This is a genomic window from Arthrobacter zhaoguopingii (genome assembly GCF_009828595.1).
Lineage (GTDB): Bacteria > Actinomycetota > Actinomycetes > Actinomycetales > Micrococcaceae > Arthrobacter_D > Arthrobacter_D zhaoguopingii.
The window spans coordinates 87,885-111,702 of sequence record NZ_WPNY01000012.1; the positions used below are offsets into that span (position 1 = coordinate 87,885).

The 23,818-nt window shown below is 70.2% G+C and carries 25 protein-coding genes and 1 riboswitch; of the genes, 15 read left to right on the plus strand and 10 right to left on the minus strand.

Annotated features, from left to right (window positions below):
• Positions 1–12 precede the first annotated feature (12 nt).
• Together dcd and GVV86_RS14990 are read left to right on the plus strand one after the other, a co-directional pair.
• Entirely contained in the window at positions 13–588 is a 576-nt protein-coding gene (gene dcd, locus GVV86_RS14985) for a dCTP deaminase (protein WP_120167593.1), read from the plus strand.
• 219 nt (positions 589–807) lie between these two features.
• On the plus strand, positions 808–1,758 hold the full coding sequence (locus GVV86_RS14990; RefSeq protein ID WP_159619909.1) for a hypothetical protein: 951 nt from the start codon (positions 808–810) through the stop codon (positions 1,756–1,758).
• A 211-nt stretch (positions 1,759–1,969) separates the two neighbouring features.
• Here GVV86_RS14990 and GVV86_RS14995 read toward each other — a convergent pair whose 3' ends face one another.
• Complete coding sequence (locus GVV86_RS14995; RefSeq protein WP_159619979.1) at positions 1,970–3,334, minus strand: MFS transporter; 1,365 nt, start codon at positions 3,332–3,334, stop codon at positions 1,970–1,972.
• A gap of 101 nt (positions 3,335–3,435) precedes the next feature.
• Entirely contained in the window at positions 3,436–3,696 is a 261-nt protein-coding gene (locus tag GVV86_RS15000; protein ID WP_133403667.1) for a DUF4235 domain-containing protein, read from the minus strand.
• 119 nt (positions 3,697–3,815) lie between these two features.
• Positions 3,816–3,948, plus strand: a riboswitch (TPP riboswitch).
• A 66-nt stretch (positions 3,949–4,014) separates the two neighbouring features.
• Between GVV86_RS15000 and GVV86_RS15005 the strand changes: the two genes are divergently transcribed.
• From GVV86_RS15005 to GVV86_RS15015, 3 genes are read left to right on the plus strand one after another with little or no spacing between them, the layout of a single operon-like run.
• The gene (locus GVV86_RS15005) at positions 4,015–4,629 is read left to right on the plus strand and encodes an ECF transporter S component (RefSeq protein WP_159619911.1); all 615 of its coding nucleotides are present in this window, start codon (positions 4,015–4,017) and stop codon (positions 4,627–4,629) included.
• On the plus strand, positions 4,626–6,119 hold the full coding sequence (locus tag GVV86_RS15010) for an ABC transporter ATP-binding protein (RefSeq protein WP_159619913.1): 1,494 nt from the start codon (positions 4,626–4,628) through the stop codon (positions 6,117–6,119). Before GVV86_RS15005 ends, GVV86_RS15010 begins: the two co-directional genes overlap by 4 nt.
• The gene (locus GVV86_RS15015; RefSeq protein ID WP_159619915.1) at positions 6,116–6,913 is read left to right on the plus strand and encodes an energy-coupling factor transporter transmembrane component T family protein; all 798 of its coding nucleotides are present in this window, start codon (positions 6,116–6,118) and stop codon (positions 6,911–6,913) included. Before GVV86_RS15010 ends, GVV86_RS15015 begins: the two co-directional genes overlap by 4 nt.
• Before the next feature lie 36 nt (positions 6,914–6,949).
• On the opposite strand, the gene GVV86_RS15020 is transcribed toward GVV86_RS15015, so the two are convergent.
• The 5 genes from GVV86_RS15020 to GVV86_RS15040 are packed head-to-tail and all read right to left on the minus strand — an operon-like array spanning position 6,950 to position 11,927.
• Positions 6,950–7,825 carry an aminodeoxychorismate lyase gene (locus GVV86_RS15020; protein WP_159619917.1) on the minus strand — a complete coding sequence of 292 codons (876 nt, stop codon included), beginning with the start codon at positions 7,823–7,825 and terminating at the stop codon, positions 6,950–6,952.
• A 28-nt stretch (positions 7,826–7,853) separates the two neighbouring features.
• Positions 7,854–9,914, minus strand: a complete 2,061-nt coding sequence (gene pabB, locus GVV86_RS15025) for an aminodeoxychorismate synthase component I (RefSeq protein ID WP_159619919.1) — start codon at positions 9,912–9,914, stop codon at positions 7,854–7,856.
• A 54-nt stretch (positions 9,915–9,968) separates the two neighbouring features.
• The gene (locus tag GVV86_RS15030) at positions 9,969–10,586 is read right to left on the minus strand and encodes a LysE family transporter (RefSeq protein WP_159619921.1); all 618 of its coding nucleotides are present in this window, start codon (positions 10,584–10,586) and stop codon (positions 9,969–9,971) included.
• 49 nt (positions 10,587–10,635) lie between these two features.
• A complete protein-coding gene (locus GVV86_RS15035) occupies positions 10,636–11,433 on the minus strand; it encodes a methyltransferase domain-containing protein (RefSeq protein WP_159619923.1) in 798 nt (265 codons plus the stop codon).
• Positions 11,430–11,927 (minus strand): MarR family winged helix-turn-helix transcriptional regulator, encoded by a 498-nt coding sequence (locus GVV86_RS15040; protein ID WP_159803215.1) that lies wholly within the window; start codon positions 11,925–11,927, stop codon positions 11,430–11,432. The genes GVV86_RS15035 and GVV86_RS15040 overlap by 4 nt, the downstream gene beginning before the upstream one ends.
• A gap of 100 nt (positions 11,928–12,027) precedes the next feature.
• Between GVV86_RS15040 and GVV86_RS15045 the strand changes: the two genes are divergently transcribed.
• The 8 genes from GVV86_RS15045 (at position 12,028) to GVV86_RS15080 (ending at position 20,745) form a co-directional block, all read left to right on the plus strand.
• Positions 12,028–14,205: an MMPL family transporter gene (locus GVV86_RS15045; protein WP_159803216.1), complete on the plus strand. Its 2,178-nt coding sequence runs from the start codon at positions 12,028–12,030 to the stop codon at positions 14,203–14,205.
• On the plus strand, positions 14,165–15,046 hold the full coding sequence (locus tag GVV86_RS15050; RefSeq protein ID WP_201291469.1) for an esterase/lipase family protein: 882 nt from the start codon (positions 14,165–14,167) through the stop codon (positions 15,044–15,046). The genes GVV86_RS15045 and GVV86_RS15050 overlap by 41 nt, the downstream gene beginning before the upstream one ends.
• 127 nt (positions 15,047–15,173) lie before the next feature.
• Positions 15,174–17,036 carry a molecular chaperone DnaK gene (gene dnaK / locus GVV86_RS15055; RefSeq protein WP_159619931.1) on the plus strand — a complete coding sequence of 621 codons (1,863 nt, stop codon included), beginning with the start codon at positions 15,174–15,176 and terminating at the stop codon, positions 17,034–17,036.
• 2 nt (positions 17,037–17,038) lie between these two features.
• On the plus strand, positions 17,039–17,716 hold the full coding sequence (locus GVV86_RS15060; RefSeq protein ID WP_159803218.1) for a nucleotide exchange factor GrpE: 678 nt from the start codon (positions 17,039–17,041) through the stop codon (positions 17,714–17,716).
• Between the two features lie 169 nt (positions 17,717–17,885).
• Entirely contained in the window at positions 17,886–18,866 is a 981-nt protein-coding gene (locus GVV86_RS15065) for a DnaJ C-terminal domain-containing protein (protein WP_159803219.1), read from the plus strand.
• Between the two features lie 44 nt (positions 18,867–18,910).
• Entirely contained in the window at positions 18,911–19,333 is a 423-nt protein-coding gene (locus GVV86_RS15070; RefSeq protein ID WP_159619937.1) for a heat shock protein transcriptional repressor HspR, read from the plus strand.
• Positions 19,334–19,442: 109 nt separating this feature from the next.
• Positions 19,443–20,006 (plus strand): hypothetical protein, encoded by a 564-nt coding sequence (locus GVV86_RS15075; RefSeq protein WP_159803220.1) that lies wholly within the window; start codon positions 19,443–19,445, stop codon positions 20,004–20,006.
• Between the two features lie 40 nt (positions 20,007–20,046).
• Positions 20,047–20,745 (plus strand): PspA/IM30 family protein, encoded by a 699-nt coding sequence (locus GVV86_RS15080; RefSeq protein ID WP_159619941.1) that lies wholly within the window; start codon positions 20,047–20,049, stop codon positions 20,743–20,745.
• Here the strand turns inward: GVV86_RS15080 and GVV86_RS15085 are convergent.
• Positions 20,717–21,286: a DUF5655 domain-containing protein gene (locus GVV86_RS15085; protein ID WP_159803221.1), complete on the minus strand. Its 570-nt coding sequence runs from the start codon at positions 21,284–21,286 to the stop codon at positions 20,717–20,719. The genes GVV86_RS15080 and GVV86_RS15085 overlap by 29 nt on opposite strands.
• A 51-nt stretch (positions 21,287–21,337) precedes the next feature.
• Here GVV86_RS15085 and GVV86_RS15090 point away from each other — a divergent pair, with 51 nt between their 5' ends.
• The gene (locus GVV86_RS15090) at positions 21,338–22,018 is read left to right on the plus strand and encodes an SDR family NAD(P)-dependent oxidoreductase (RefSeq protein WP_159619945.1); all 681 of its coding nucleotides are present in this window, start codon (positions 21,338–21,340) and stop codon (positions 22,016–22,018) included.
• Between the two features lie 41 nt (positions 22,019–22,059).
• On the opposite strand, the gene GVV86_RS15095 is transcribed toward GVV86_RS15090, so the two are convergent.
• Positions 22,060–22,260: a hypothetical protein gene (locus GVV86_RS15095; protein WP_159803222.1), complete on the minus strand. Its 201-nt coding sequence runs from the start codon at positions 22,258–22,260 to the stop codon at positions 22,060–22,062.
• Between the two features lie 198 nt (positions 22,261–22,458).
• On the opposite strand from GVV86_RS15095, the gene GVV86_RS15100 reads away from it, so the two are divergent.
• Positions 22,459–22,806, plus strand: coding sequence for a UBP-type zinc finger domain-containing protein (locus tag GVV86_RS15100; RefSeq protein ID WP_159619949.1), 348 nt, complete (start codon positions 22,459–22,461; stop codon positions 22,804–22,806).
• Positions 22,807–22,887: 81 nt separating this feature from the next.
• Here GVV86_RS15100 and trmB read toward each other — a convergent pair whose 3' ends face one another.
• Positions 22,888–23,805: a tRNA (guanosine(46)-N7)-methyltransferase TrmB gene (gene trmB / locus GVV86_RS15105; protein WP_159803223.1), complete on the minus strand. Its 918-nt coding sequence runs from the start codon at positions 23,803–23,805 to the stop codon at positions 22,888–22,890.
• Between the last annotated feature and the right edge of the window lie 13 nt (positions 23,806–23,818).

Here is a 23,818-nt window from a genome sequence, read left to right on the forward strand (position 1 = left end):
TAGTTTTGTAGCGTGCTGTTCTCCGACCGTGATATTCGTGCCGAAATTTCCGCCTCCCGCATCGAGCTGGATCCCTACGACCCGGCGATGGTCCAGCCGTCCAGCGTCGACGTGCGGATCGATCGGTACTTCAGGTTGTTCGATAACCACAAGTACGCCCACATCGACCCGGCCGAGGACCAGCCGGACCTGACCCGGCTCGTCGAGGTCGCCCCGGACGAGCCGTTCATCCTCCACCCGGGCGAGTTCGTGCTGGGGTCGACCTACGAAGCGGTGACCCTGCCCGACGACGTCGCGGCGCGGCTCGAGGGCAAGTCCTCCCTGGGGCGCCTGGGCCTGCTCACCCACTCCACGGCCGGGTTCATCGATCCGGGATTCTCCGGCCATGTCACCCTCGAGCTCTCCAATATGGCGACCCTGCCGATCAAGCTCTGGCCGGGCTCCAAGATCGGCCAGCTGTGCTTCTTCCGGCTGACCTCCCCGGCGGAGCACGCGTACGGGTCGGGCGAGTACGGCAACCGGTACCAGGGCCAGCGCGGCCCCACCGCCTCCCGCAGCCACCTCAACTTCCACAGGACGTCGATCTAGCCCTGTCCTGGGCACCTTCCACCGGGCCCCTTCCACCGGGCCCCTTTCGCCCGGCCGCGCCCTCAATGCGCCGAGTGTGCAGATAACCACCCTCCGGGGCACGTAGAGCGTGGTGATCTACAGTTTCGGTGGGGAGCACGGGCGTCGGTGCCCGCTCCCGGCATCCACATAGCGCGGATCCGACGTCGATGGCCCCGGCATCTTCCGGACACTGGCCGCATGCGCTCTCCACAACCCCTGCCACGGGCCCTCTCCGGCCGCTCCTTCACCCTCGAGGAGGCGAGGTTGACCGGTGTCTCACGACGGCGGACCGAATCCTCCGACCTCACCACACCCAGCCGGGGGATACGGGTGCCGTGGGGCGCAACCCAGGCGCTCGCCGACTCCTTGCGCCCGCTGCTCGCAGTGACCCCGGGGGCGGTTGTCGGGTTTTCGACGGCCGCACGTCTGTGGGGGTTTCCCCTGCCGGGTGACCTCGGGCCCGGCTTTGCCGTCCATCTCATCTGTCCGCACGGGACGTCGGCCCCTCGCCGAAAGGGCGTGCGGGGCCATTCGATGACGCTTCCGCCGACGGAGACGACAACGCTCGACGGTATTGCGGTCACCACCCCGGCCCGGACCTGGTTCGACCTTGCACAGCTCATTCCAGTCGATGCCCTGGTAGCGGCCGGGGACCACGTGGTGAACCGGAACAACAGGATCTTCGCGGAGAAGCGGGACGCCATGGCTTCCGTCGAAGAGTTGTCGCAGCTGCTGACGACCCATCGAGGGACACGGGGAGTGCGCACTGCGCGGGAGGCGTTGCCGCTGCTCCGGGTGGGATGTGATTCCGCACCCGAGACTCTGCTCCGTCTTGCCCTCGTCCGGGCGGAGCTTCCAGAACCTGTGCTGGGATGGGTCATCACCGACGAAGCCGGAGGTCACGTCGTATGGCCAGATCTCGCGTACCCGAAGTACAAGGTCGCCATCCAGTACGACGGCGCACACCACTTCGAGCGGGAGCGACAGGAGCTGGACATCGCGCGCAATGAAGCGACGGTCCGGGCCGGGTGGACCCAGGTCATCATCACCGCACGCCTCATGGACGCTTTCGGTTCAGCAGCGGCGGTGGTGAAGGTGCGGGACGCCCTGATGCGAAACGGCTGGGACGGACGCCGCCTGGTCGAGTGAGTGAAAATCCACGGCGGCCGTTCCGCGGGCGGCGCTGTCCGCGCTGTCTCGCCGTCGTCGTCCTCAGGTTGAAACGGCAGCTCACCACGTTCTGGGCGCTTCGAAGCGTGGTGTGCTGCGGTTTCGGCGGAGTGCCGCCGAAGGCGGTGGCGTGCAGTTTCGGTGCCGGGGAGCAGCGAGCGGACGCTCCGGATGGCGAACGACGGGCGCCTCAGGCCTCCGGGACGACGGCCGGAGCCACCTGCGCCGGAGGCTTCACCGGCAGGAGCAGGAGCAGGCCCACCAGCAGCACGACCAGGATCCCGAGGATGCCGTACCGCTGCGCGCCGAAGATGCCGATCGACAGGGCGAACAGGGTCGGGGCGAGGAAACTGACGGCGCGCCCGGTCGTGGCGTACAGCCCGAACAGCTCCCCCTCGCCTCCCTCCGGGGCCAGCCGGGCAAGGTACGCCCGCGAGGATGCCTGGGCGGGACCGACGAACAGGGTCAGCAGGAGGCCGAACACCCAGAAGGTGGTGTCGCCCGACCACGCCATGCCGAAGAAGGAATACGTCTCGGCACCGAGGATCAGGACCGCGGAGCCGGCGACCAGCAGGCCGATCAGCGAGGCCGCGATCACCCGCTTGGGCCCGACCCGGTCATCGAAGTACCCGCCGACGACGGCGCCCAGCGCGGCGACCACATTGCCTGCGATGGCGAAGACGATCACCTGGCTCAGCTCGAAGCCGAAGGTGCCGGCAGCGATGATCCCGCCGAAGGTGAAGACGGCGGCGAGGCCATCGCGGAAGACCGCGCTGGCCAGCAGGAAGAAAATGGTGTGGGGGCTGGTCCGGTAGATGGCCTTCACCCGCCGGATCAGCAGCCCGTAGGAGGCGAAGAAGCCGAGCTGCGCCGCTTTCGGTTGCCGGGGCACCTCGGGCACGGCGAACATAACGGGCAGGGCGAAGGCGAGGAACCACAGGGCGGAGAAGACCGCCACCAGGCGGATGTTGAGGGCGTCCTCGGTCGAGGACCCGGCCCAATCCACCACCGGCTGGACGAAGGCTACGAGGACGATGACCAGGGCGATGATGCCGCCCACGTACCCCATGGCCCAGCCGAAGCCGCTGATCCGGCCGACGCTGGCCGGAGTGGAGATCTGGGAGAGCATGGCGTTGTAGTTCACGCCGGCGAACTCGAAGAAGATATTCGCGGCGGCGATCAGGGCCACGCCGAGGAGAAGCAGTTCGGGCCGGGGGAAGACGAAGAAGCACAGCCCTGTGAGCAGGGCCACGACCAGGCTGTTCACGCCGAGCCAGAGCTTCCGGCGGCCCCCGTTGTCCGACCGCTGGCCGGTGACCGGCGCGAGAAGGGCGATCAGCAGGCCGGCGGCGGCGAGTCCCCAGCCCAGGGTGGAGGAGGCCCGTTCCTCCCCGCCGAAGGCGTCGGAGGTCAGGTACACGGTGAACACGAACGTGGTCATCACCGCGTTGAAGGCCGCGGAGCCCCAGTCCCACGAGGCCCAGGACAGGACCTGCCGCGAGAGGATCGGAGCGGGCCGGTCCGGTGGCGCCGGATCAGCGCTCTTCACGGGCATCGGCAGCTGCTGGTCCTTCGTCATAGGGTGAATGCTACCGGCGCCCCGACCCGACGCCCGGCCGGCGCGTTCGGCGGGTTTCCGTGCAGCTTACCCCGGGCTCAGGTGAGGTCGCGGGTCTTCTCGAACCGCTCGATAGCCTTCTGCATGGTGCGGTTGGTGAACACCTGGATGGTGGTCCTGATGGCACCGGAGATCAGGGCGAAAGCAAGTGCGGAACGTACGGTGTTCTCAAGTCCCTCGGTCCCCTTGGGGGAGGCCTCCCCGGTGATCTTCTCCCACAGGAAGTCGACAAGCTTGCTGGCGACAATCCCAGCGCCGAGGCCCATTCCGGTACCGAGCAGTTTAATCAGCAGGTGCATTGCGTCTCCTTGGGTTGACTGAATCTCAAACAAGCCTAGCGGTGCCGGGCCCGGGCGGCACCGCGGGGGAGAACCGCACGGGCGCCCCCGGCGGGACCAGGTGTAGACTCGGTCGCGCAAACATACGACAGGGGAGCGCCGACCGGACGCAGCAGAGCTGCCGACGGAACCGGGCGCTGAGAGTGCGGACCACCGCAGACCCTCGAACCTGATCCGGTTAGTACCGGCGAAGGGAGTCGAGTTCTCAGGGCGAACGCCGCCGGCACGCGTGCCGTGGGCGGAGCGCCCTCCCCTCCTGTACCTCAGGAGGATTCCACCATGGCTCTCACCAAGGCCACCACCGGCACGGGCACGTCCCCGCGCCGCTTCCAATGGCGCGTTGTCGACATCGTCGTCGCGTCTGTCCTCGGCGTCGCCGTCGGCGTCATCTTTTTCGCCTGGTCCGCCGGCTACAGCGGCGTCCAGCTGCTGACCAGCGCGTTCCCTCCGCTTACCGGGCTCTACACCGGGGGCTGGCTGATCGCCGGGGTGCTCGGCGGCCTGATCATCCGCAAGCCGGGCGCCGCCATCTACTGCGAGGTCCTCGCCGCCGCCGTTTCGGCCCTGCTCGGCACCCAGTTCGGGCTGTCGGTGCTGCTCTCGGGCTTCGTCCAGGGCCTCGGCGCGGAACTGGTGTTCCTGCTGTTCCTGTACCGGAGGTGGAACCTTGGGGTGGCCCTGCTGGCCGGGCTCGGCGCCGGCATCGCCCTGGCCATGAGCGAGAACATCCTCTACAACGCCCTCTGGTCCGTGGAGTATCAGCTGCTGTACGTGCTGTTCGCCTCGGTCTCGGGCATCCTCATCGCCGGCCTGCTGTCCTGGTTTGCCGTGCGCGGGCTGGCGAAGACCGGGGTGCTTTCCTCCTTCGCCGCCGGACGCACGGCGGACCGGTGACCCCGGGCTCCACCCGCCCGGTCGCCGCCACCGCCGAGGGGTGGGGGTGGCGGCACGCCGGGCGGCCGGGCTTCGCGGTGCGGGGCGTCGACCTGCACGTCGAACCCGGCGAGCGGGTGCTGCTGCTGGGCGCGTCGGGATCGGGCAAATCGACCCTGCTCTCCGCGCTCGCCGGCGTCCTGGGCGACGCCGAGGAGGGCGAGCAGGAGGGCAGGATCCTGCTCGACGGCGAACCGCCCGCGGCCCGCCGCGGCCGGGCCGGGCTGGTGCTTCAGGACCCGGACTCCCAGATCGTGCTCGCCCGGGTCGGGGACGAGGTGGCCTTCGGGGCCGAGAACCTTTCGGTGCCGCGCCCGGAGATCTGGCGGCGCGTCCGGGAGTCCCTCGACGACGTCGGTCTCGACGTTCCGCTCGACCGCTCCACCTCCGCGCTCTCGGGAGGGCAGAAACAGCGGCTCGCCCTCGCGGCGGTCCTTGCCATGCGGCCGGGGCTGCTGCTCCTCGACGAGCCGACGGCCAACCTGGACCCGCAGGGCATCACCGAGGTGCGCGACGCGGTGGTGCGCACCCTCGACCGGACGAACGCGACCCTGGTCGTCGTCGAACACCGGGTGGCGGTATGGGCCGACGTCGTCGACCGGGTTGTGGTCCTCGGTGCGGGCGGCGGCATTCTCGCCGACGGCCCGCCCGCAGCGGTGCTGGGAGACCCGGCCACCCGCTCGGTGCTCGCGGCTGCCGGGGTGTGGATCCCCGGCTGGCGTCCGCCGCTGGCGGAGGTACCGGGAACGCGGACTCCGGGACCGGAGCTGCTGGCCGCCCGCGGGCTCTCCGTGGCGCGCACCCGGCGGGGCCCGGTGGTCCTTGAGGGGGTGGACCTGTCCCTGCCGGAGGGCTCGGCGCTCAGCATTGTCGGGGCGAACGGGTCGGGCAAGTCCACGCTGGCCCTGACCCTCGCCGGCCTGCTGCGCGCCCGCGCGGGAACCGTCACCGCCGCCGATACGCTGGCCCGCGGCGCCGGGCCGGACCCGGCGCGGTGGAAGTCCGCCCAGCTGGTGCAGCGCATCGGATCCGTCTTCCAGGACCCCGAGCACCAGTTCCTCACAGGCACCGTCGCGCAGGAGCTTGAATTCGGGCCACGCTCGGCCCGGATCTCCGCCGCCGAATACGGTCCCCGGATCGAGGCCCTGGCCGAGCGGCTGCGGCTGACCCACCTGCTGCGCGCCAACCCGTTCACGCTCTCCGGCGGGGAGAAACGGAGGCTGTCGGTGGCGACCGTGCTCGCCACCCGGCCCGCTGTCCTGGTGCTCGATGAGCCGACATTCGGCCAGGACGCCGGAACCTGGGCCGAACTGGTGGGCCTGCTGCGCGGGCTCGTCGCGGAGGGACGCATCGTGGTGTCAGTGACCCACGACGATGACTTCACCCGGGCCCTCGGCGGCGGCATCCTCGAGGTGCGCGCCGGCAGCGCCGGGCTGACGGCGGCGGCATGAGCGCGGACCTCTCGGCGCCCGTTCTCAGCGGGGCGGTGCTGCTGCGGGCCAACCCGCTCTCGAAGCTGTTCGCCGCGGCAATCGTGACGGTGGCGGTCATGCTCAGCATCGACTGGGTCAGCGCCGCCGTCGTGCTCTCCGGGGAACTGCTGCTGATGCCCCTGCTGGGGATCAGTGTCCGCAGGCTTCTGCTGCGGATCTGGCCGCTGGTGGCCGCGGCGGCGGTAGGCGGGTACGGCACGGCTCTGCTGGCCGAGAAGACGGGACGCGTGCTCCTTGACGCCGGACCCTTTCTCTTCACCGAGGGCTCGGTGGGCGCCGGCATCGCGGTGGCCCTGCGCGGGCTGGCCGTGGCCCTGCCCGGCATCTTCCTCCTGATCTCGACCGACCCGACCGACCTCGCCGATGCCCTGGGGCAGAAGCTGCGCCTGCCGCACCGGTTCGTCCTGAGCGCGCTAGCCGCGATGCGGCTCGCCGGTCTCCTGCTCGATCAGTGGCGCATGCTCGGTCTGGCCCGCCACGCCCGCGGCGCCGGACCGGATGGGAGCCCTCTCGCCCGCGTGCGGGACTTCCTGGGCCAGTCCTTCGGGCTGCTGGTCCAGGCGATCCGCCGGGCCACCCGCCTCGCCGTGGCCATGGAGGCCCGCGGCTTCGGAGCCGGTCCGCGGACCTGGGCGCGGCAGAGCACGTTCAGTGCCGTCGATCTCTGGGTTGCCGCTGCAGGTACCGCGCTCGCCGCGGCCGCGGTGACCGCCGCGGTGGCGGCCGGGACCTGGAGCCTGCTCCTGACCTGAGGTCCGGAGCCCAGAGCCGGTGCAGGGGAGCCGCGGTCAGAGGAACCGGTCGACCAGCGCCGCGAGTTCCGCGGTGAGCTCCGGTGCCGTGGGGATGGCCGTACCGTCAATTGCCGTCACTGGCGTCAGCAGCCGGATGCTCGAAATCAGCCAGACGGCGTCAGCCTCCAGCAGGTCCTTCGGCTCCAGCGGGCCGTAACCGAGCTGCCAGCCGGTCTCGGCCGCCGCCTTGAACAACGCACCCTGGGAGGTTCCGGGCAGGATTCCGCTCTCTAGCTGGGGCGTCACGAGCGTCTTGACGCCGCCGCGGTGGCGGGCGGTCAGCACCGTGGAGGTGGGCCCCTCGAGGACCTTCCCGTCGGAGGAGGTGAAGATGACGTCGTCGGCGCCGTGTTCCTTCGCGTGGCGGATGGCCGCCATGTTCACCGCGTAGGAGAGGGTCTTGGCGCCCAGCAGCAGCCAGGGGGCGTGCTGGGCGGCGGTGCTGTCATAGCCGCGGTCGAGCAGCAGCACCGAAACGCCGGTTTCCCGCTGCCGGCGCGTGGCGGCCGGGACGGGGGAGACGGAAACCCATGCCGTGGGCCCTGCGCCCTCTAGCCCGCGGGTGGCGATCAGCTTCACCACGGCCTCGGGCTGGCCGGGGGCTGACGCGGCGTACTCCGTGAGCGCGGTGCGGATGGCCCGGCTCCACACTTCCGCGCCAGGAATCTCCAGGCGCAGGGCCTCGGCCGACGACGCCAGCCGTGCAAGGTGCGCCTGTTCCTTGCGGACGCCTCCGTCGACGGCGAGCAGGGATTCGAAGACGCCGTCGCCGCGCGTCGCGCCCTGGTCGGTGGCCATGAGCTGGGGCTGGGACGCATCGACGACGCGGCCGTGCTCGAAGGCTGGATCAAGGAACACCAGAACTGTCATGCCGCCAGCATAACGACCGCGGCGGGTCTCAGTCGGGGAAGCGGGACCCGAGGGCCGACAGCACGCCGAAGGCCTTGGTGCGCACTTCCTCCCATTCCTCCTCGGGCACGGAGTCGGCGGTGATCGCCCCGCCGACGCCGAGCGAGACCCGGGTGGCCCGGCCGTCGTCCTCGAGGACGAGGGTGCGGATGACGACGGCGAGGTCCGCCGCGCCGGTCAGGGAGAAGTAGCCGGCCGCCCCGGAATAGGCGCCCCGCGGAGCCCCCTCCAGCCGGTCGAGCAGGGCCATGGTGCTGATCTTCGGCGCCCCGGTCATCGACCCGGCGGGGAACGCCGCGGAGACGGCCTCCGCGCGTGAGGACCCCGGCCGCAGCCGGGCGTCGATGGTGCTGACCATCTGGTGCACGGTGGCGTAGCTTTCAATGGCGCACAGGCGGCTGACCGTCACGGAACCCGGGACGGCGAAGTGCGAGAGGTCGTTGCGCAGCAGGTCGACGATCATGATGTTCTCCGCGCGGTCCTTCAGCGACGTAGCGAGGTCCCGCCGGAGGGCTTCGTCCTCCGCCGGGTCGGCGGAGCGGCGCCGGGTGCCCTTGATGGGCTCGGCGCGCAGGAACCCGTCGGCGTCGAGCCGCAGGAACCGCTCGGGGGAGGTGCTGGCGAGCACGGCGCCGGGGAAGCGCAGCAGGTGGGCGAAGGGCGCGGGGTTGGCCTCCCGCAGCGCCAGGTACAGCGGCAGCGGGTCGACGGCGTCTTCGAGCCGGGCCTCCAGCACGGTGGTCAGGCAGACCTCGTAGGTGTTGCCCTCCCCGATCTCGGCCTGGGATTCCTGAACCTTGCCGAGATACCCGGCGCGGGTGTCGCGGGCGGTGAAGACGGGGGCCGGTCCGGCCGGCGCGGTGTTCCGGGTGGCGCGGCTTCCCGGGGCCGGGGCGCCGAGCACCGCGGCCCGGGCGGCCTCGAGCCAGCGTCCGCACTCCGGGTCGGCCGTGCCGTCGCCGAGGGTGAGCAGGAAGGTGCACCGCTGCTGGTGGTCGACGACGACGGCGCGCCCGGCGAAGATCAGCGCCGCGTCGGGAAGCGGAGCCGCCGGCAGGGACGTTCCTCCAGTCTCCCGCTTCAGTTCGTAGCCGAGGTAGCCCAGCCAGCCGAGGGCGAAGCCGCACTCATAGCCGGCGGGCGCGCGCATGCTGCCGCGGCCCCAGACGCCGTCGAGCCAGCGGAAGAACTGCCCGGAGATGCGCGCCGTGACGGCACCCGCGGTGACCTCGCTGAGGCCGGCGCGGTGGCGGACCGACTGGCCGTACCGGCCGCCGTCGTCGGCCAGGATGGTGAACCGGCTGCGCTCCGGTGCGGTGGTTAACCCGGCGTCGGAGCTGTCGAGCCACACCGCCGAGGGCGATGAGCCGTACAGTTCGGCGAACACCTCCGGGGTCGAGGGTTCATGCTCCAGGCGCTCGGCGTGGACCCGCAGGCCGCGGCGCCCGGCGCGCTCCGGGGACATGGGGGCGGCCCAGCGCGGCAGCCCGGACAGGGCCAGCCGGACCTCGTGCGGGGTGCCTCTGCCGCTGTGGCCTTGCACGATGAGGTCCGCGTTGCCGGCCGGGTCGTCCTGGGCGAGCCAGGCGAGTTCCTGCTCGGCCCAGCGCTGCCAGAACGGGGCGAACGTGTCGCCGTCCCGGGTGAGGGCGCTGTTGCGGCGGGCGTCGTCGGGCGCCTCGACCCACAGGGCGGCGTCGAGGTATGGCCGGGCGGCGGCGCAGGAGGCCCCGACGCCTTCCACGAGAACGATCTCGGCCGGTTCGGTGCTCCGCAGCGGGCCGTCGGTTCCGTGCTCCCAGTCCCAGGCGTGCCAGGTGGCCGTGCCCCCGGCGGCCAGGGGGCGCAGGACCGACTCGACGTAGCGGTCCAGGCCCCCGGCGAGTCCGTCCCAGCCGGGGTAGATCTCCTCGAGGTGGAACAGGCTCACGCGGTGGTGTTCGCGCAGCAGCGCCGCGAGTTCCACGGCCAGGGTGGTCTTGCCCGCGCCGGAACGCCCGTCCACGGCGAGGATGAGGGGGACGCCGGCGCGGCCGGAATGGGCTTCCATTGCTACTTCCACCGGGTGCCGGGGGGCAGGCGGGGGATGGCGCAGGGAGGGGCATCAGGCGAAGGCAAGGAGCACCCCCACGGTGACGAAAAGGGAGCCGAAGACCCGGTTGAGGGCCTTCTGCCCGCGGTGGCTGCGGGTGTAGCGCTGGAAGGAGCGTGCCGCGGCGGCGTAGAAGAACCACATCACCAGCACGTCGATGGCCACCACCGTTCCCGCAAGCACGCCGTACTGGCCCAGCAGCGGCTTCTGGGGTTCGATGAACTGCGGGATGAATGCCAGGAAGAAGACGACCGCCTTCGGGTTGAGCAGGTTCACCCACAGCCCGCGCCGGAACATGGAGAGCGGGCCCTCCAGACGGCGGGTGGAGGCGGTTTCCTCGGGCTCCGGTGCCGCCAGGAACTTCCGGACGCCGAGATAGATCAGGTACGCGGCGCCCGCATAGCGGATGATGCTGAAGGCCACCGGGGAGCTGGCGACGAGCAGCCCGAGCCCGGCCGCGACGACGAGAATGTGGATCAGGAGCCCGGCCTGCTGGCCGGCGATGCCCCAGATCGCCCGGCGGAAGCCGACAGTGAGCGCGTTGCTCATGGTGTTCACCGCGCCGGCGCCGGGGGTGAAGCTGATGAGGGTGCCGGCGCCCAGGAGCGCGAGCCAGACCGAGGGGTTCACCTGTTCATAGTAATTCGTGGCCGCTGCCGGTCCCGCCTTCGGGCCCGGGTCAGGGGCGGGCTAGGATCTCCGTGCTCGGCATGAGGAAGGTGGCCTCCGGCGCGCGCCCCCACGCGAGCCACCCGGCCGAGATGCGTTCGAGGTCGTCCCGGTCTGCAAGTCCCCGTTCCAGCGCCTGGTCGGCGAACGCCGAGTGAAGCACCCGTGCGGCCCAGGACTCCGAGTGAGCGCGGCGGCGTTCGTCGGTGGCGTAGAGCCAGTTCGAGGAGGAAACCTCGACGTCCTGGAACCCGGCGTCCTGCGCCCAGCCGAGCAGGCGGCGTCCGGCGTCGGGTTCGGCACCGTTGCCGCGGGCGATCCGCTGGTAGAGCTCCATCCACTCGTCCAGCTCCGGAAGCCGGGGGTACCAGGTCATGGCGGCGTAGTCGGCGTCGCGTACCGCCACCAGTCCGCCGGGGCGGGCGACCCGGCGCATCTCGCGCAGGGCCGCCACCGGATCGGCAAGGTGGTGCAGGACCTGGTGGGCGTGGACGAGGTCGAAGCTCTCATCGGGGAAGTCGAGGTCGTAGACGTTCCCGGTCTGGAAGCGCACAGTGGGCAGGTCCGCGGCGAGGCCGGCGGCCTCGGCCACCACCTCGGGCGAGCGGTCGAGGCCCGTCACGGTACCGGGGGCAACGGCGCGCGCCAGGTCGGCGGTGATGCTCCCGGGCCCGCAGCCCACATCGAGCACGTCCATGCCCGGCCGCAGGTGCCCGATCAGGTAGGCGCCGGAATCCGCGAGGGTGCGGGCGGCGTGTGCCTGGGTGACGCTGGGGTGGTGGCCGTGGGAGTACACCTCGCTGTTCATGGTCCGAGGGTAGCGCCCGGTGCCGGTCTGGGCAGCCTCCCGGCGTCATTCTTCGCAGTAATCGTTGCCGCGGTGATGCGCTCCAGCATCGTGCTCAGCAGGGCGAGCTCGTCGTCGCTGAACTGATCGAGCGCCGCCGAAATGTGCTGCGCGAGGGGCGCGAAGAGCCGTGACCCGGCAGCCTGCGCCTTCTCGGTCATCTCCAGGTGCACCTGCCGGCGGTCGATGTCGCTGCGGGCGCGGGTGACGTGCCCGGCGGTGGTGAGCCGGTCGATCAGGGCCGTCGTCGCGGGGGAACTGAGGTTCAGTTCCTCACGCAGCCTGCCCGGAGTGACAGTTGTCCCCGACCGGGCCGCCCCGACGAGGATGCCCAGGGCGTGCAGGTCGGTCCGGTGCAGGGCGTCCTTGGCGCTGACCACATCGACATAGCGCTCGGTCTCCGCCGTGAACTGCTGCAGGAGGGCCAGGATGGCCGCCCGGTTGTCCTTACCCACTGTTGCACCTCGCTTCCCGTTCCTACTCTAGGCCCCTTCCGCATTTATCTCCATCATGGATATACTCGACCGCAGAGATAATTACTTTGGAAGGCCCATCATGAAAAGCACCTGGCTGCGCGTCCTGCTCCCGGCCCTCATCGTCCTGGTCTGGCTGGTCGGCGCCGGCTTCGGCGGCCCCACCTTCGGCCGGCTCGAGGAGGTCTCGAGCAACGACCAGGCGTCCTTCCTGCCCGCAAGCGCCGAGTCCACTGCCGCCGGCGAATTCGAGGAGCAGTTCCGGGACTCCGACGCGGTGCCGGCCGTTCTCGTCGCCGAGTCCGCGCAGGACATCGCGCCCGGTGAGCTCGGCGCCTACGCCGCCGTCGCAGGGCAGCTCGCCGAGGTCGAGGGCCTCGAGGCGCCGGCCGGCGGCGGCCCCACCGTCGTCGGGCCCATCCCGTCGGAGGACCTCGGCGCCGTGCAGTACCTCGCCTTCGTCTCGGCCGACGCCGAACTGGGCGAGGTGGTCGCCGAGCTGCGGGAGGTGCTCAATGCGGAACTGCCAGACGGCGCCACCGGCTACGTCACCGGGCCGGCGGGGTTCACCGCCGACTTGGTCAGCGCCTTCGGCGGCATCGACGGGATCCTGCTCGGTGTGGCGCTGGGCTGCGTGTTCCTCATCCTGCTCGGCGTCTACCGCTCCCTGGTGCTGCCGTTCCTTGTCCTGCTGACCTCGGTGTTCGCCCTGGCCACCTCCATTCTCGTGGTGTTCGCCTTCGCCAAGTGGGACTGGATCCAGCTCAGCGGCCAGAGCCAGGGCATCCTCTCCATCCTCGTGATCGGCGCGGCGACCGACTACGCGCTGCTCCTGGTGGCCCGTTTCCGGGAGAGCCTGGGGGAGGTGCAGTCCACCTGGGAGGCCATGAAGCGGGCCTACCGCGGATCGGTTGAGCCCATCGCGGCCTCGGCGGCCACCGTGATCCTGGGGCTGTTGTGCCTTCTCTTCTCCGACCTGAACTCGAACCGCAGCCTCGGGCCCATCGCTGCCATCGGCATCGTCTTCTCCCTGGCGGCCGCGCTGAGCCTGCTCCCAGCCCTTCTGCTGATCTTCGGCCGCGCCGCCTTCTGGCCGCTGCGGCCGAAGGTGGGGGCCACCGCCCGGAACGCCTCCACCGGCGGGCCCGCGGGCACCGAGGGCCTGCGCGGGCTGTGGCGGGCGGCCGCCGTCCTGGTGGCCCGCCGGTACCGTGCGGTCTGGATCGGCTCCCTGGTCATCCTGGGGGCCGGAGCGCTCGGGCTCACCCAGCTGCAGGCCAGCGGTGTACCGCAGTCGGAAGTGATCCTGAGCTCATCCAACGCCGTCGACGGGCAGGAAGCGCTCGGCCGCCACTTCGACGCAGGCGCCGGCAGCCCGATCGCCGTCATCGCCCCCGAAGAGGACCGGGACCGCGTCCTGGACCTCGTCGGGGACACCCCCGGCATCTCCGAGGCGGCCCTCGCCACCGACCCCGCCGGAGCCGTCGAGGTCAACGACGGCCGGGTGCTGATCAGCGGCACGCTGCAGTTCCAGGCCGACTCCGAGGACGCCGAGAACGTGGTGCGGGACCTCCGCGCCGAACTGGAGCAGCAGAGCCCCGACTCGCTGGTCGGAGGCGTGACGGCGATCGCCGTCGACACCAACGACACCGCGGTGGCCGACCTGGGCAAGATCATCCCCATCGTCCTCGCCGTCATCCTGGTGGTCCTGATGCTCCTGCTGCGCGCCGTCGTGGCGCCGGTGCTGCTGATCCTGAGCGTCGTGCTCTCGTATGCGACGGCCCTGGGCGTCTCGGCGCTGGTCTTCAACAACCTGCTCGGCTTTGACGGGGCCGACGCCTCCGTGCCGCTGTTCGGCTTCGTGTTCCTCGTGGCGCTGGGGGTGGATTACAACATCTTCCTCATGACCCGGGTCCGCGAGGAGTCGCTGCGGCTCGGCACCCGGCCCGGGATCCTGCGCGGGCTGGGCGTGACCGGCGGCGTCATCACCTCCGCGGGGGTGGTGCTGGCGGCCACCTTCGCCGCCCTGGGCGTCATCCCGATCCTCTTCCTCGCGCAGATCGCCTTCATCGTCGCCTTCGGCGTGCTGCTTGACACCATTCTGGTGCGGTCGCTGCTGGTGCCGGCGCTGGCCTATGACCTGGGCCCGCGCATCTGGTGGCCCTCCGCGCTGGCCAAGGGCCAGGCGCCGGCCCACCGCGCCGCCGGGCCCGACACCGGTGAGCACGAGCACCGTGAGGTGGCGGCCCACCGCGCCTGAGTCCAGCCGCCCGGAGGCCTGCCCCGAGGCGGGCAAGGCGGGAGCACCCGCGTCGGCCGACACTCCGGACATCGCCCCGCCCGGAGCCAATGACTGGTCCTGCAAGCCCAGCGCCGAGCACCCGCGGCCCGTGGTGCTGGTTCCCGGCACCTTCGAGAGCATGGCGAAGAACTGGTCGACTCTCTCGCCCCGCCTGGCGGCCGAGGGCTACTGCGTCTTCGCCCTCAACTACGGCACCACCAACGGCGTCGACGCCACCGGGCCCATTGCCGACTCCGCCGGAGAGCTCGCCTCCTTCGTTGACGGGGTGCTGGGCGCCACCGGGGCCCAGAAAGTGGACATGGTGGGGCACAGCCAGGGCGGAATGATGCCCCGGTACTACCTCGGGTTCCTCGGCGGAGCGAAAAAGGTCAATCACCTCGTCGGGATTGCGTCGTCCAACCACGGAACCGAAGGGGTTATTGCGCCGACGCCGGACCAGGTCCCTCTGGGCACCGGCGACGCGGGTTTCCTCTGCCAGGCGTGCGCGGACCAGGAAGCGGGGTCGGCCTTCCTTGCGAAGCTGAACTCGATCGGCGACACGGTCAACGGGCCGTTCTACACCGTGCTTTCCACGAAGTACGACGAGGTCGTCACTCCCTATCCGAGCCAGTTCCTCAGCGGGCCGGCCCGGCAGGTTACGAACATCACCCTTCAGGACAAGTGCCCGCTCGACCCGATCGAGCACGACCAGGCGCCCAACGATCCGGTGGTACACCAACTGGTCAGCCACGCCCTGGCCTCCAAGGGCCCGGCGAGCCCCCTGTATCAGCCGGAATGTTTCCCAACATTTCAAAGTTGAGCAGGGCAGGCTCAACTTTGGTTTGACTCTCGTCGAGGGCGGAGTACAGTTGAGTGAAGAACGCTCAATCTACGCGCCCGGCGGTTGAGCGGCCAGCACATTCCCGGGCTGTCGAAAGGAAACTTGCATGTCACGTGCAGTAGGCATTGACCTCGGAACCACCAACTCAGTTGTTTCAGTCCTCGAAGGCGGCGAGCCCACCGTTATCGCGAACGCCGAGGGCGCGCGCACCACGCCCTCCATCGTTGCGTTCTCCAAGGCCGGTGAGGTGCTGGTCGGCGAAATCGCCAAGCGCCAGGCCGTCAACAACATCGACCGCACCATCGCGTCGGTCAAGCGCCACATGGGCACCGACTGGTCCATCCCCGTCGACGACAAGAAGTACACCGCCCAGGAAATCTCGGCCCGCATCCTTCAGAAGCTGAAGACCGACGCCGAGTCCTACCTTGGCGAGAAGGTGACCGACGCCGTCATCACCGTTCCCGCGTACTTCAACGACGCCGAGCGCCAGGCCACCAAGGAGGCCGGCGAGATCGCAGGCCTGAAGGTGCTGCGCATCGTCAATGAGCCCACCGCCGCCGCGCTCGCGTACGGCCTGGACAAGGGCAAGGAAGACGAGCTCATCCTCGTGTTCGACCTCGGCGGCGGAACCTTCGACGTCTCCCTGCTCGAAGTCGGCAAGGACGAGGACCAGTTCTCCACCATCCAGGTCCGCTCCACCTCCGGTGACAACCGCCTGGGCGGCGACGACTGGGATCAGCGCGTCGTCGACTTCCTGCTCGCGCAGGCCAAGGCCAAGGGTGCCGACCTGTCCAAGGACAAGATCGCCCTGCAGCGCCTGAAGGAGGCCGCGGAGCAGGCCAAGAAGGAACTCTCTTCGGCCACCTCGACCAACATCTCCCTGCAGTACCTCTCCGTCACCCCGGAGGGACCGGTGCACCTGGACGAGCACCTCTCCCGCGCCAAGTTCCAGGACCTCACCAAGGACCTGCTCGACCGCACGAAGAAGCCGTTCCACGATGTGATCTCCGAGGCAGGCATCAAGGTCTCGGACATCAACCACATCATCTTGGTCGGCGGCTCCACCCGCATGCCCGCGGTCTCCGAGCTGGTCAAGGAGCTCGCCGGCGGCAAGGAGCCCAACAAGGGCGTCAACCCCGATGAGGTCGTCGCGGTCGGCGCCGCACTGCAGGCCGGTGTGCTGAAGGGCGAGCGCAAGGACGTCCTGCTGATCGACGTCACCCCGCTCTCCCTCGGCATCGAAACCAAGGGCGGCATGATGACCAAGCTCATCGAGCGCAACACCGCCATCCCGACCAAGCGGTCCGAGACCTTCACCACCGCCGACGACAACCAGCCGTCCGTGGCGATCCAGGTCTTCCAGGGCGAGCGCGAGTTCACCCGCGACAACAAGCCGCTGGGCACCTTCGAGCTGACCGGCATCGCGCCGGCCCCGCGCGGAGTGCCGCAGGTCGAGGTCACCTTCGACATCGACGCCAACGGCATCGTGCACGTGTCCGCCAAGGACAAGGGCACCGGCACCGAGCAGTCGATGACCATCACCGGTGGCTCCTCCCTTTCCAAGGAAGACATCGACCGCATGGTCCGCGAGGCCGAGGAGCACGCAGCCGAGGACAAGGCCCGCCGTGAGGCAGCCGACACCCGCAATGCCGCCGAGCAGCTCGCCTACTCCGTCGACAAGCTCATCGCCGACAACTCGGACAAGCTGCCCGAGGAGGTTAAGACCGAGGTTCAGGCCGACGTCGACGCCCTCAAGAAGGCGCTCGAGTCCCAGGACAACGAGGACGAGGTGAAGACCGCGTTCGAGAAGCTGCAGGCCTCCCAGTCCAAGCTCGGCGAAGCCATCTACGCCTCCGCCCAGCAGGACGGACAGAGCGGCCCCGGAGCATCGGCCGACGGATCCGGCCCCGCCCCGGCGGAGGACGATGACATCGTTGACGCCGAGGTTGTCGACGAAGAAAAGAAGTAACCATGCCGCACCACGGAAATGAAGAAGAGCACCAGTCAGAGCCAGTGAGCTTCCGGGACAACCGCAAGATCGACCCTGAAACGGGCGCCGTCCGTGGGCAGCAGAAGGACGCCGGCGACCCGGCACCGGCCGAGCCGGTGTCCGGGGCGGCCGGGGAGCAGGCGCCCCCGGCGCCGGCCGTCCCGGACTCCGCCGACGGCGACGCGCTCGCCCAGGCCGAGGCCATCCTCAACGAGGCCGGCGAGGGCGAGGACGCGCCGGTGACGGAGGTCATCGCCGAACTGCGCAACGACCTGCTCCGGCTGCAGGCCGAGTACGTCAACTACCGGCGCCGCGTCGAGCGGGACCGCGACGTTGCACGCGATCAGGCCGTCATCGGCGTTCTGAACTCGCTGATGCCGGTCCTCGACGACATCGACGCCGCGCGCCAGCACGGCGACCTTGCCGACGGACCGTTCGCGGCGATCGCGGGCAAGTTCGAAAACGCCCTCAAGGCGTACGAGCTGACCCGCATCGACGAGACCGGCGTGGCGTTCGACCCGAACATCCACGAGGCGCTCATCCAGCAGCCCAGCGCGGACGTCCAGGCCGACAGCGTCAGCCAGGTACTCCGCGCCGGCTACCGCAAGGGCGACCGCGTGCTGCGGGCGGCGCAAGTGATCGTCGCAGTACCGGAGTAAGCTCCGTCAATGCTGGCCGGGTCCCCGGACGGCGGCAACGAAACTTCCCGCTCGCAGAGCTCGCCGGAAGTATTAAAGCCGCCTTCCCCGGGAACCCGGCCAGCGTCGGCAGTGCCTCCTGCAGGTACTGTTCCCTACATCGTTAAGAAGCAGTGAAAGGAGACTCCAATTGGCTAGTCAGGATTGGGTCGATAAGGATTTTTACAAGATCCTCGGTGTCTCCAAGGACGCGACCGACGCCGACATCAAAAAGGCGTACCGCAAACTCGCCCGCAAGCACCACCCTGACCAGAACCAGGGCGACGCCGGGTCCGAACGCATGTTCAAGGACGTCTCCGAGGCGTACTCCGTGCTGTCCGACTCCGAGCAGCGCCAGCAGTACGACGCCATCCGCGCCATGGGCGGCGGCGCCCGCTTCACCGCCGCCGGCGCCGGGGCGCCGGGCGGCAGCGCCGGCTTCGAGGACATCTTCGGAAACCTCTTCGGCCAGAGCGCCGGGCCCCGCACCCGCGGCGGCAACAGCTACAGCAACCTCCCGCCCGAGTTCGCCGACCTCTTCGGCGGCGGCGGCGGCGGGTTCGGCGGCGGCTTCGACGCGCCGCCGCGCAAGGGCGCCGACCGCACCGCCAGCACCACCATCTCTTTCGCCGGGTCCATCAAGGGCACCACCATCGGACTGCGCGAGCCCTCCGGGGAGGTCATCGACGTCCGCATCCCGGCCGGCATCAAGGACGGCCAGAAGGTGCGGGTGCGCGGACGCGGCCAGTCGGGGCCGGCGGGCAGCGGCGACCTCATGGTCACGGTGAACGTCAAGGATCATCCGCTCTTCCAGCGCGACGGCGACAACATCAAGGTCCACGTGCCCGTGACCTTTCCTGAGGCAGCACTCGGCGCGCAGATCGAAGTGCCGACCATCACCGGCGACCTGGTCAAGATGAAGGTCCCGCCGGGTACCCCCTCGGGCAGGACGCTGAGGCTCAAGGGCCGCGGGGTGTCCACACCGAAGGTGACCGGGGACCTGCTTGTGACCATCGACGTCGTGGTGCCCCAGAACCTCTCCAAGGAGGCCGCCGCCGCGGTTGAGGCGTTCGCCGCCGCGACCGCCGACGCCAACCCCCGCGCGGGCCTGGCGGCCAAGGCCCGGCTCTAACCGCACACCCGTCCCCCGCACGCGGCACCCGGAAGGAGGCCATCATGGATAGTCAGATGCCGATCTATGTCATCTCGGTCGCCGCCGAGCTGGCCGACATGCACCCGCAGACGCTGCGCCAGTACGACCGGCTCGGCCTCGTCACACCGAGCCGGGCTCCCGGGCGCGCCCGGCGGTACTCCCAGAAGGACGTCAGCACCCTCCGCGAGATCCAGCGGCTGTCCCACGAAGGGGTTTCCCTCGAAGGGATCCGCCGCATCCTCGAACTCGAGAACCAGGTGTCGGCGCTGCAGCAGAGGGTCCGGGAACTCAGCTCCGAACTGGCGCAGCGCCGCGGTCAGCCCGATCCCAGCCGGGTGTTCGCCGCCGGGCTGGCCGGCGACGTCGTCACCCTGGCCCGGGGCCAGCGCCCGCGGGCCCGCAGCCAGGCCGTCATGGTCTGGCGCCCGGACATCGCCCGCAACTGAGCGGACGGCACGGCCCGGTGGATTTCAGCGGCCAAAATCTGGAAATCGCCGCACCCGCAGGGCACACTAGAGGCATGCTCCGCTCCCGCTCCCCGAGGACCCTGTACTGATGGACGGATTTCTTCAGCTGCTGATGGTGTTCGGCATCATCCTGCTCCTCATGGGCCTGACCTCCACCGCGCTGCTCTGGCTGGCCGTCCGGCGGATCCGGCGTTCAGGACTGATGCGGCGCGCGGCCGATAACGGCGTCCTGACCCTTCACTCCCTCGCCATGGACCGGACCGTGAGGGAGCCGGCCCGGCTGGCCCTGGAGCTCCGCCGCTCCAATCAGGCCAACCGGCGGGCCCTCGCCGAAGCCGTGCAACGCGGCTGGCCGGTGGGCAACCTGCCCGCCGCCGCGGAAGAGCTCGAACGGGCCGCCGCCTCCGTCGGAGACCACCTGCGCATGGCCGACCGGGAGCCGAACCGGGCCCTGAAACGGGAACTGACGGCGGACCTCGCCCGTCATGTGCGCTCCCTTGAGGGACTCTCGGTTGACCTCCGGCGCTGCCTGCTGCGGGGTTCAGGCTCCATGGACCGGCTCGAGCTGGAACGCAGCGGTGCCCGGCTGACCATGGAGATCAGCGCCATGCATTCATGGCTTACCGCCTACGGGGTCCGGAGGGCGTCATGACGGCGCCGCTCCGCCGCTCCTAGGCCCCGGCAGGGCAGCGATGTCCCTTTCCCGGCGCATCTCGCGGATCGTCCGCGCCAACAAGGCCGCCGCCCAGCCCGTCGAGGACCCTCGGGTGACCGCAGCCAACGCACAGCGGGCGCAGCACGCAGCCCTGGATCAGGCACGGCGGGGAGCCGCCGATGTCGCCGCGCACCGGCGCCGCCTCGAAATCCTGGCCGGCGAGGCCGCCGCGCGGGTGCGCCACTTCGAGGCGCACGCCGCGGCCGCGGTCGCCCGTGGCGATGACAACGCCGCCCGGGAAGCCCTGCGAGCCCAGCTGGGTGCCGCGAAGCACCTGCAGACCCTCAGCGGGCAGCTTCAGGAGATCGACGTTCAGGCCCGGCGGCTCGCCGCCGACGTCGCACGGCTTGAGGAACGGATGTCCGACAGCTGGCTCCGGCACCAGGCCCTGCTGGCCCAGCAGGCCGCGGCCGAGGCCTCGGTGCGGGCCCAGGAGGCACTGCGCGCCTCGGCGGGCCCGATCGGGGGCGGGGAGCTCGCCGCCCGGGAAGCCGAGCGGGAGGTGCGCCGCCTGCAGGCACTCGCCGCCGCCCGTGAGGAACTGGCCTGGTCGGATCCTTCCTCACAGCGGGTCCAGGAGGCGTTCGAGGAGCTCGAGGCCGACTCCGCTGCGCGCCTTGAGCTGGCCCGGCTCAAGGAACAGCGGGCTAGAGGCTTTCGTCCCGGGCCGCAGTAAGGGCCTGCAGCACCGCGTCGTCAATATCGTCGACTGTCTTCAGGCGGATCCGCCAGCGGAACGGATCGTCCTTGGCCGCCCGCGCCGGCTCGGCGCGCGGATCGTTCGGGCGGGCGAAGCGCAGGAACACGTCGACGGCGGACTTCGTCGCCGGGGTGACCTGCGCGAACTTCCGGCGCGCCGTCTGCAGTGAGGTGTAGGTCTTGCGCATCTGCACCTCGACGCCGTCGGTGTCGAGTGCCCAGGCGAGGAGCCGGTCCCCGATGGGCCGCAGCGCCTGCCGGTCCGCGTACTGGCCCTCGTACAGTTCGTCTCCGGATCGAAGGATGAAATCCGGGTAGCCGAACATCGCCCAGTCCACGCTCATCAGGCTGTAGCCGGTCACCCCCTGGGGTTTCAGCCAGGCCGCGAGCGCCGCCCGGGAGTCGACGCCGGCGCAGCGGGCGGCCTCCACCCACTCCTCAACGCTGCGGCCCGTGGTGCGCTGGAGCCGTTCCGCATTCTTGTCGGCCATCGCCTGCCAGGTCTTAATCTCGCCCATTGCCCCAGCGTAGCCGGACCGCCCTCAACCCTGCGTTGGTACACTCGCCGCATGGAGCTGAACGGATCCCACTTCCTTGTCGTCGGTGCCACCGGAGTGCTGGGATCCGCGCTCGCGCGCGGCCTTGCCGCCCGGGGAGCCCTCCTGACCCTGAGTGGACGGTCGGAGGCCAAGCTGGCCGCCCTTGCCGGCGAGTTGGGCGGTGCCGCTGCCGGCACCGTCGCGGCCGACCTCGGCCGGCTCAGCGCACCCTCGGATATCGCGGCGGCCGCATACGGACGGGAGCTGAACGGCATCATCTTCGCCGCCGGCGTCGTCGCCTTCGGGCCGGCCGTGGAGGTCGACGACGACACCCTGGATGAGCTGATGCTGGTGAACCTGCTCGGGTACATGCGCCTGATGCGCCAGCTGGCGCCGCGGCTGGCCGAAGACTCCGTCGTCGTCCAGCTCAGCGCCGTCGTCGCCGAGCGGCCCACCGCGGGCATGGCCGCCTACTCCGCCACCAAGGCGGCACTGAGCGCCTACGGCAAGGCACTCAGCCTTGAACTGCGCCGCCAGGGATCCCGGGTGCTGGATGTGCGCCCCCCGCACACGGAGACCGGCCTGACCGAACGGACCCTCGCGGGCACCGCCCCGCGGCTGCCGCAGGGCAAGGATCCGCAGGCCGTCGCCGAGCGCATCATCGCTGCCATGGTGGACGGCGAGAAGGACTTGGCCTCTACGGCGTTCTGAGCCGCCGGACCCGGATGCGGTGTCGAAGGCCGGCCAGCGGCTCATGCCACGACCTTGATGTTGACGGACCGGGTGTTCGGGGACGACATCAGGCTGAACGCCAGGAAGGAGTAATGCTCGGCGCTGCGGGCGGTCGAGATGTCGCAGGATGCGATCGCCTCCTGCATGCCCACCGCCGTCGGGGCGAAGCCATCCTTTCCCGCAGGGTCACGGGCGGCCGGGACAGGGTCGGGAGTATCCACGGCGACAGGGTGAAAGGGCTGACCTGGATGTATGTTCGAGGCCCAGCTCGCTAAAGGATGCGCGGATCGTTACGCCGGCGGCCTTGGCGTCATACGGGCAGGGACTCTGGCCTCCACCGCCGGCTCGGTGTAGAACAGAACGACGGCGGCGGTCCGCCGCACGAAGCTGCCCGGCCGGACTCGGAAAGGATCCAGCGAATGAGCGAAGCGACAGGGATCGTTCCCACGGCGGCGCCCTCGGGCACCGGCTGCGTCGAGTGCCTCGGCAGTCAGGGGTGGTGGCTGCACCTGCGGCGGTGCGCCCAGTGCGGGCACATCGGGTGCTGCGACTCCTCGCCGAGCCAGCATGCGAGCCGGCATTCGGCGGAGTCCGGCCATCCCATCATCGCCTCCTTCGAGCCGGGTGAGGACTGGTTCTGGAACTATGAGACCGGTTCCTACACGCAGGGAATGAAGCTTGCGCCGCCCCAGCACCGCCCGTTGAAGCAGGGCTCGCCGGGGCCGGCAGGGGCTGTTCCCCGCGACTGGGTCACAAAGCTCCACTGAACCGCTCCACTGAACCGCTCCACTGAACCGCTGCACTGAACCGCTGCAGGGACGCGCTCCGGGCGGTGCCGCAATGCGGACCTACCCGGTGGGCAGGTCCGTGCGGCGGTAGGTGAGGTCAAAGACCATGCGTCCGGCCTCGAGCGCCTTGTTCTCGAAGCTGGTCAGCGGGCGGCCCTCGTACCGCGGAGCCCAGCCGCCCAGGGTGTCAGTGCCCTCGTTGATTCCGGTGTTGCCGGTGCTGACGGGGTCTTTGCCTTCACGGACCGGGGCGCCGCCGACCACCGATTCCACACCGCTCTCCCATACCTGGGTGAGGGGGCTCATCTCTCCGGTGCGCTCGCCGGCGTGGAGGTTGCCGAACATCGGCGAGGCGTTGAGGGCCGAGCGCATCTGCACGGCGTAGTCGGACCAGTCGGTGGCCAGCCGGAACAGTCCCCCGGGTTCAAGCACCCGGGCGGCGAGCTCGACGAAGCTTTCCTTCACCAGGCGCCGCTTCCGGTGGCGCACCTTGTGCCAGGGGTCCGGGAAGTAGACCCAGAGTTCGCTGAGCGAGGCCGGCTCGAGCATTCCCGCCAGGGCCTCGGGGGCGTTGACCTGGGCCACCCGGACGTTGGTCAGGCCTTTCTGGCTGATCCGCAGCATCGTCTGGGCAAGCCCGGGGCGGTACACCTCTAAGGCCAGGAAGTTGCGGTCCGGGTTCAGCTCGGCGGCATGGGTGATCGCCTCACCGAGCCCGGAGCCGACCTCCACCACGAGCGGGGCGTGCCGGCCGAAGGCAGCGGTCGCGTCGAACCGGTACTCCGGGTCCACCGACGTGTCGGCGGACACGCGCGGCACGTCGATCAGGTAGTCCCCGGCGAGTTCGGCCCACGCCTCGCGGCGGCGGCCCTGGAGCCGGGAACCGCGTCGAACGAAGGACACGGGGTGGCCGCGGGGCGGTTCGGGTGTTTCGGGATCTGCCGGGGTGGTTGCCGGGGCGTTGGGCTCGGTGCTCATCACCCTCAAGGCT

What these genes read in the sequence shown, in the direction of transcription:
- GVV86_RS14990 (WP_159619909.1), top strand. Translation starts at nt 808, where the DNA reads ATGCGCTCTCCACAACCCCTGCCACGGGCCCTCTCCGGCCGCTCCTTC.
- GVV86_RS14995 (WP_159619979.1), bottom strand. Translation starts at nt 3,334, where the DNA reads ATGCCCGTGAAGAGCGCTGATCCGGCGCCACCGGACCGGCCCGCTCCG.
- GVV86_RS15000 (WP_133403667.1), bottom strand. Translation starts at nt 3,696, where the DNA reads ATGCACCTGCTGATTAAACTGCTCGGTACCGGAATGGGCCTCGGCGCT.
- GVV86_RS15005 (WP_159619911.1), top strand. Translation starts at nt 4,015, where the DNA reads ATGGCTCTCACCAAGGCCACCACCGGCACGGGCACGTCCCCGCGCCGC.
- GVV86_RS15015 (WP_159619915.1), top strand. Translation starts at nt 6,116, where the DNA reads ATGAGCGCGGACCTCTCGGCGCCCGTTCTCAGCGGGGCGGTGCTGCTG.
- GVV86_RS15020 (WP_159619917.1), bottom strand. Translation starts at nt 7,825, where the DNA reads ATGACAGTTCTGGTGTTCCTTGATCCAGCCTTCGAGCACGGCCGCGTC.
- pabB (WP_159619919.1), bottom strand. Translation starts at nt 9,914, where the DNA reads ATGGAAGCCCATTCCGGCCGCGCCGGCGTCCCCCTCATCCTCGCCGTG.
- GVV86_RS15035 (WP_159619923.1), bottom strand. Translation starts at nt 11,433, where the DNA reads ATGAACAGCGAGGTGTACTCCCACGGCCACCACCCCAGCGTCACCCAG.
- GVV86_RS15045 (WP_159803216.1), top strand. Translation starts at nt 12,028, where the DNA reads ATGAAAAGCACCTGGCTGCGCGTCCTGCTCCCGGCCCTCATCGTCCTG.
- dnaK (WP_159619931.1), top strand. Translation starts at nt 15,174, where the DNA reads ATGTCACGTGCAGTAGGCATTGACCTCGGAACCACCAACTCAGTTGTT.
- GVV86_RS15060 (WP_159803218.1), top strand. Translation starts at nt 17,039, where the DNA reads ATGCCGCACCACGGAAATGAAGAAGAGCACCAGTCAGAGCCAGTGAGC.
- GVV86_RS15070 (WP_159619937.1), top strand. Translation starts at nt 18,911, where the DNA reads ATGGATAGTCAGATGCCGATCTATGTCATCTCGGTCGCCGCCGAGCTG.
- GVV86_RS15075 (WP_159803220.1), top strand. Translation starts at nt 19,443, where the DNA reads ATGGACGGATTTCTTCAGCTGCTGATGGTGTTCGGCATCATCCTGCTC.
- GVV86_RS15080 (WP_159619941.1), top strand. Translation starts at nt 20,047, where the DNA reads ATGTCCCTTTCCCGGCGCATCTCGCGGATCGTCCGCGCCAACAAGGCC.
- GVV86_RS15085 (WP_159803221.1), bottom strand. Translation starts at nt 21,286, where the DNA reads ATGGGCGAGATTAAGACCTGGCAGGCGATGGCCGACAAGAATGCGGAA.
- GVV86_RS15090 (WP_159619945.1), top strand. Translation starts at nt 21,338, where the DNA reads ATGGAGCTGAACGGATCCCACTTCCTTGTCGTCGGTGCCACCGGAGTG.
- GVV86_RS15100 (WP_159619949.1), top strand. Translation starts at nt 22,459, where the DNA reads ATGAGCGAAGCGACAGGGATCGTTCCCACGGCGGCGCCCTCGGGCACC.
- trmB (WP_159803223.1), bottom strand. Translation starts at nt 23,805, where the DNA reads ATGAGCACCGAGCCCAACGCCCCGGCAACCACCCCGGCAGATCCCGAA.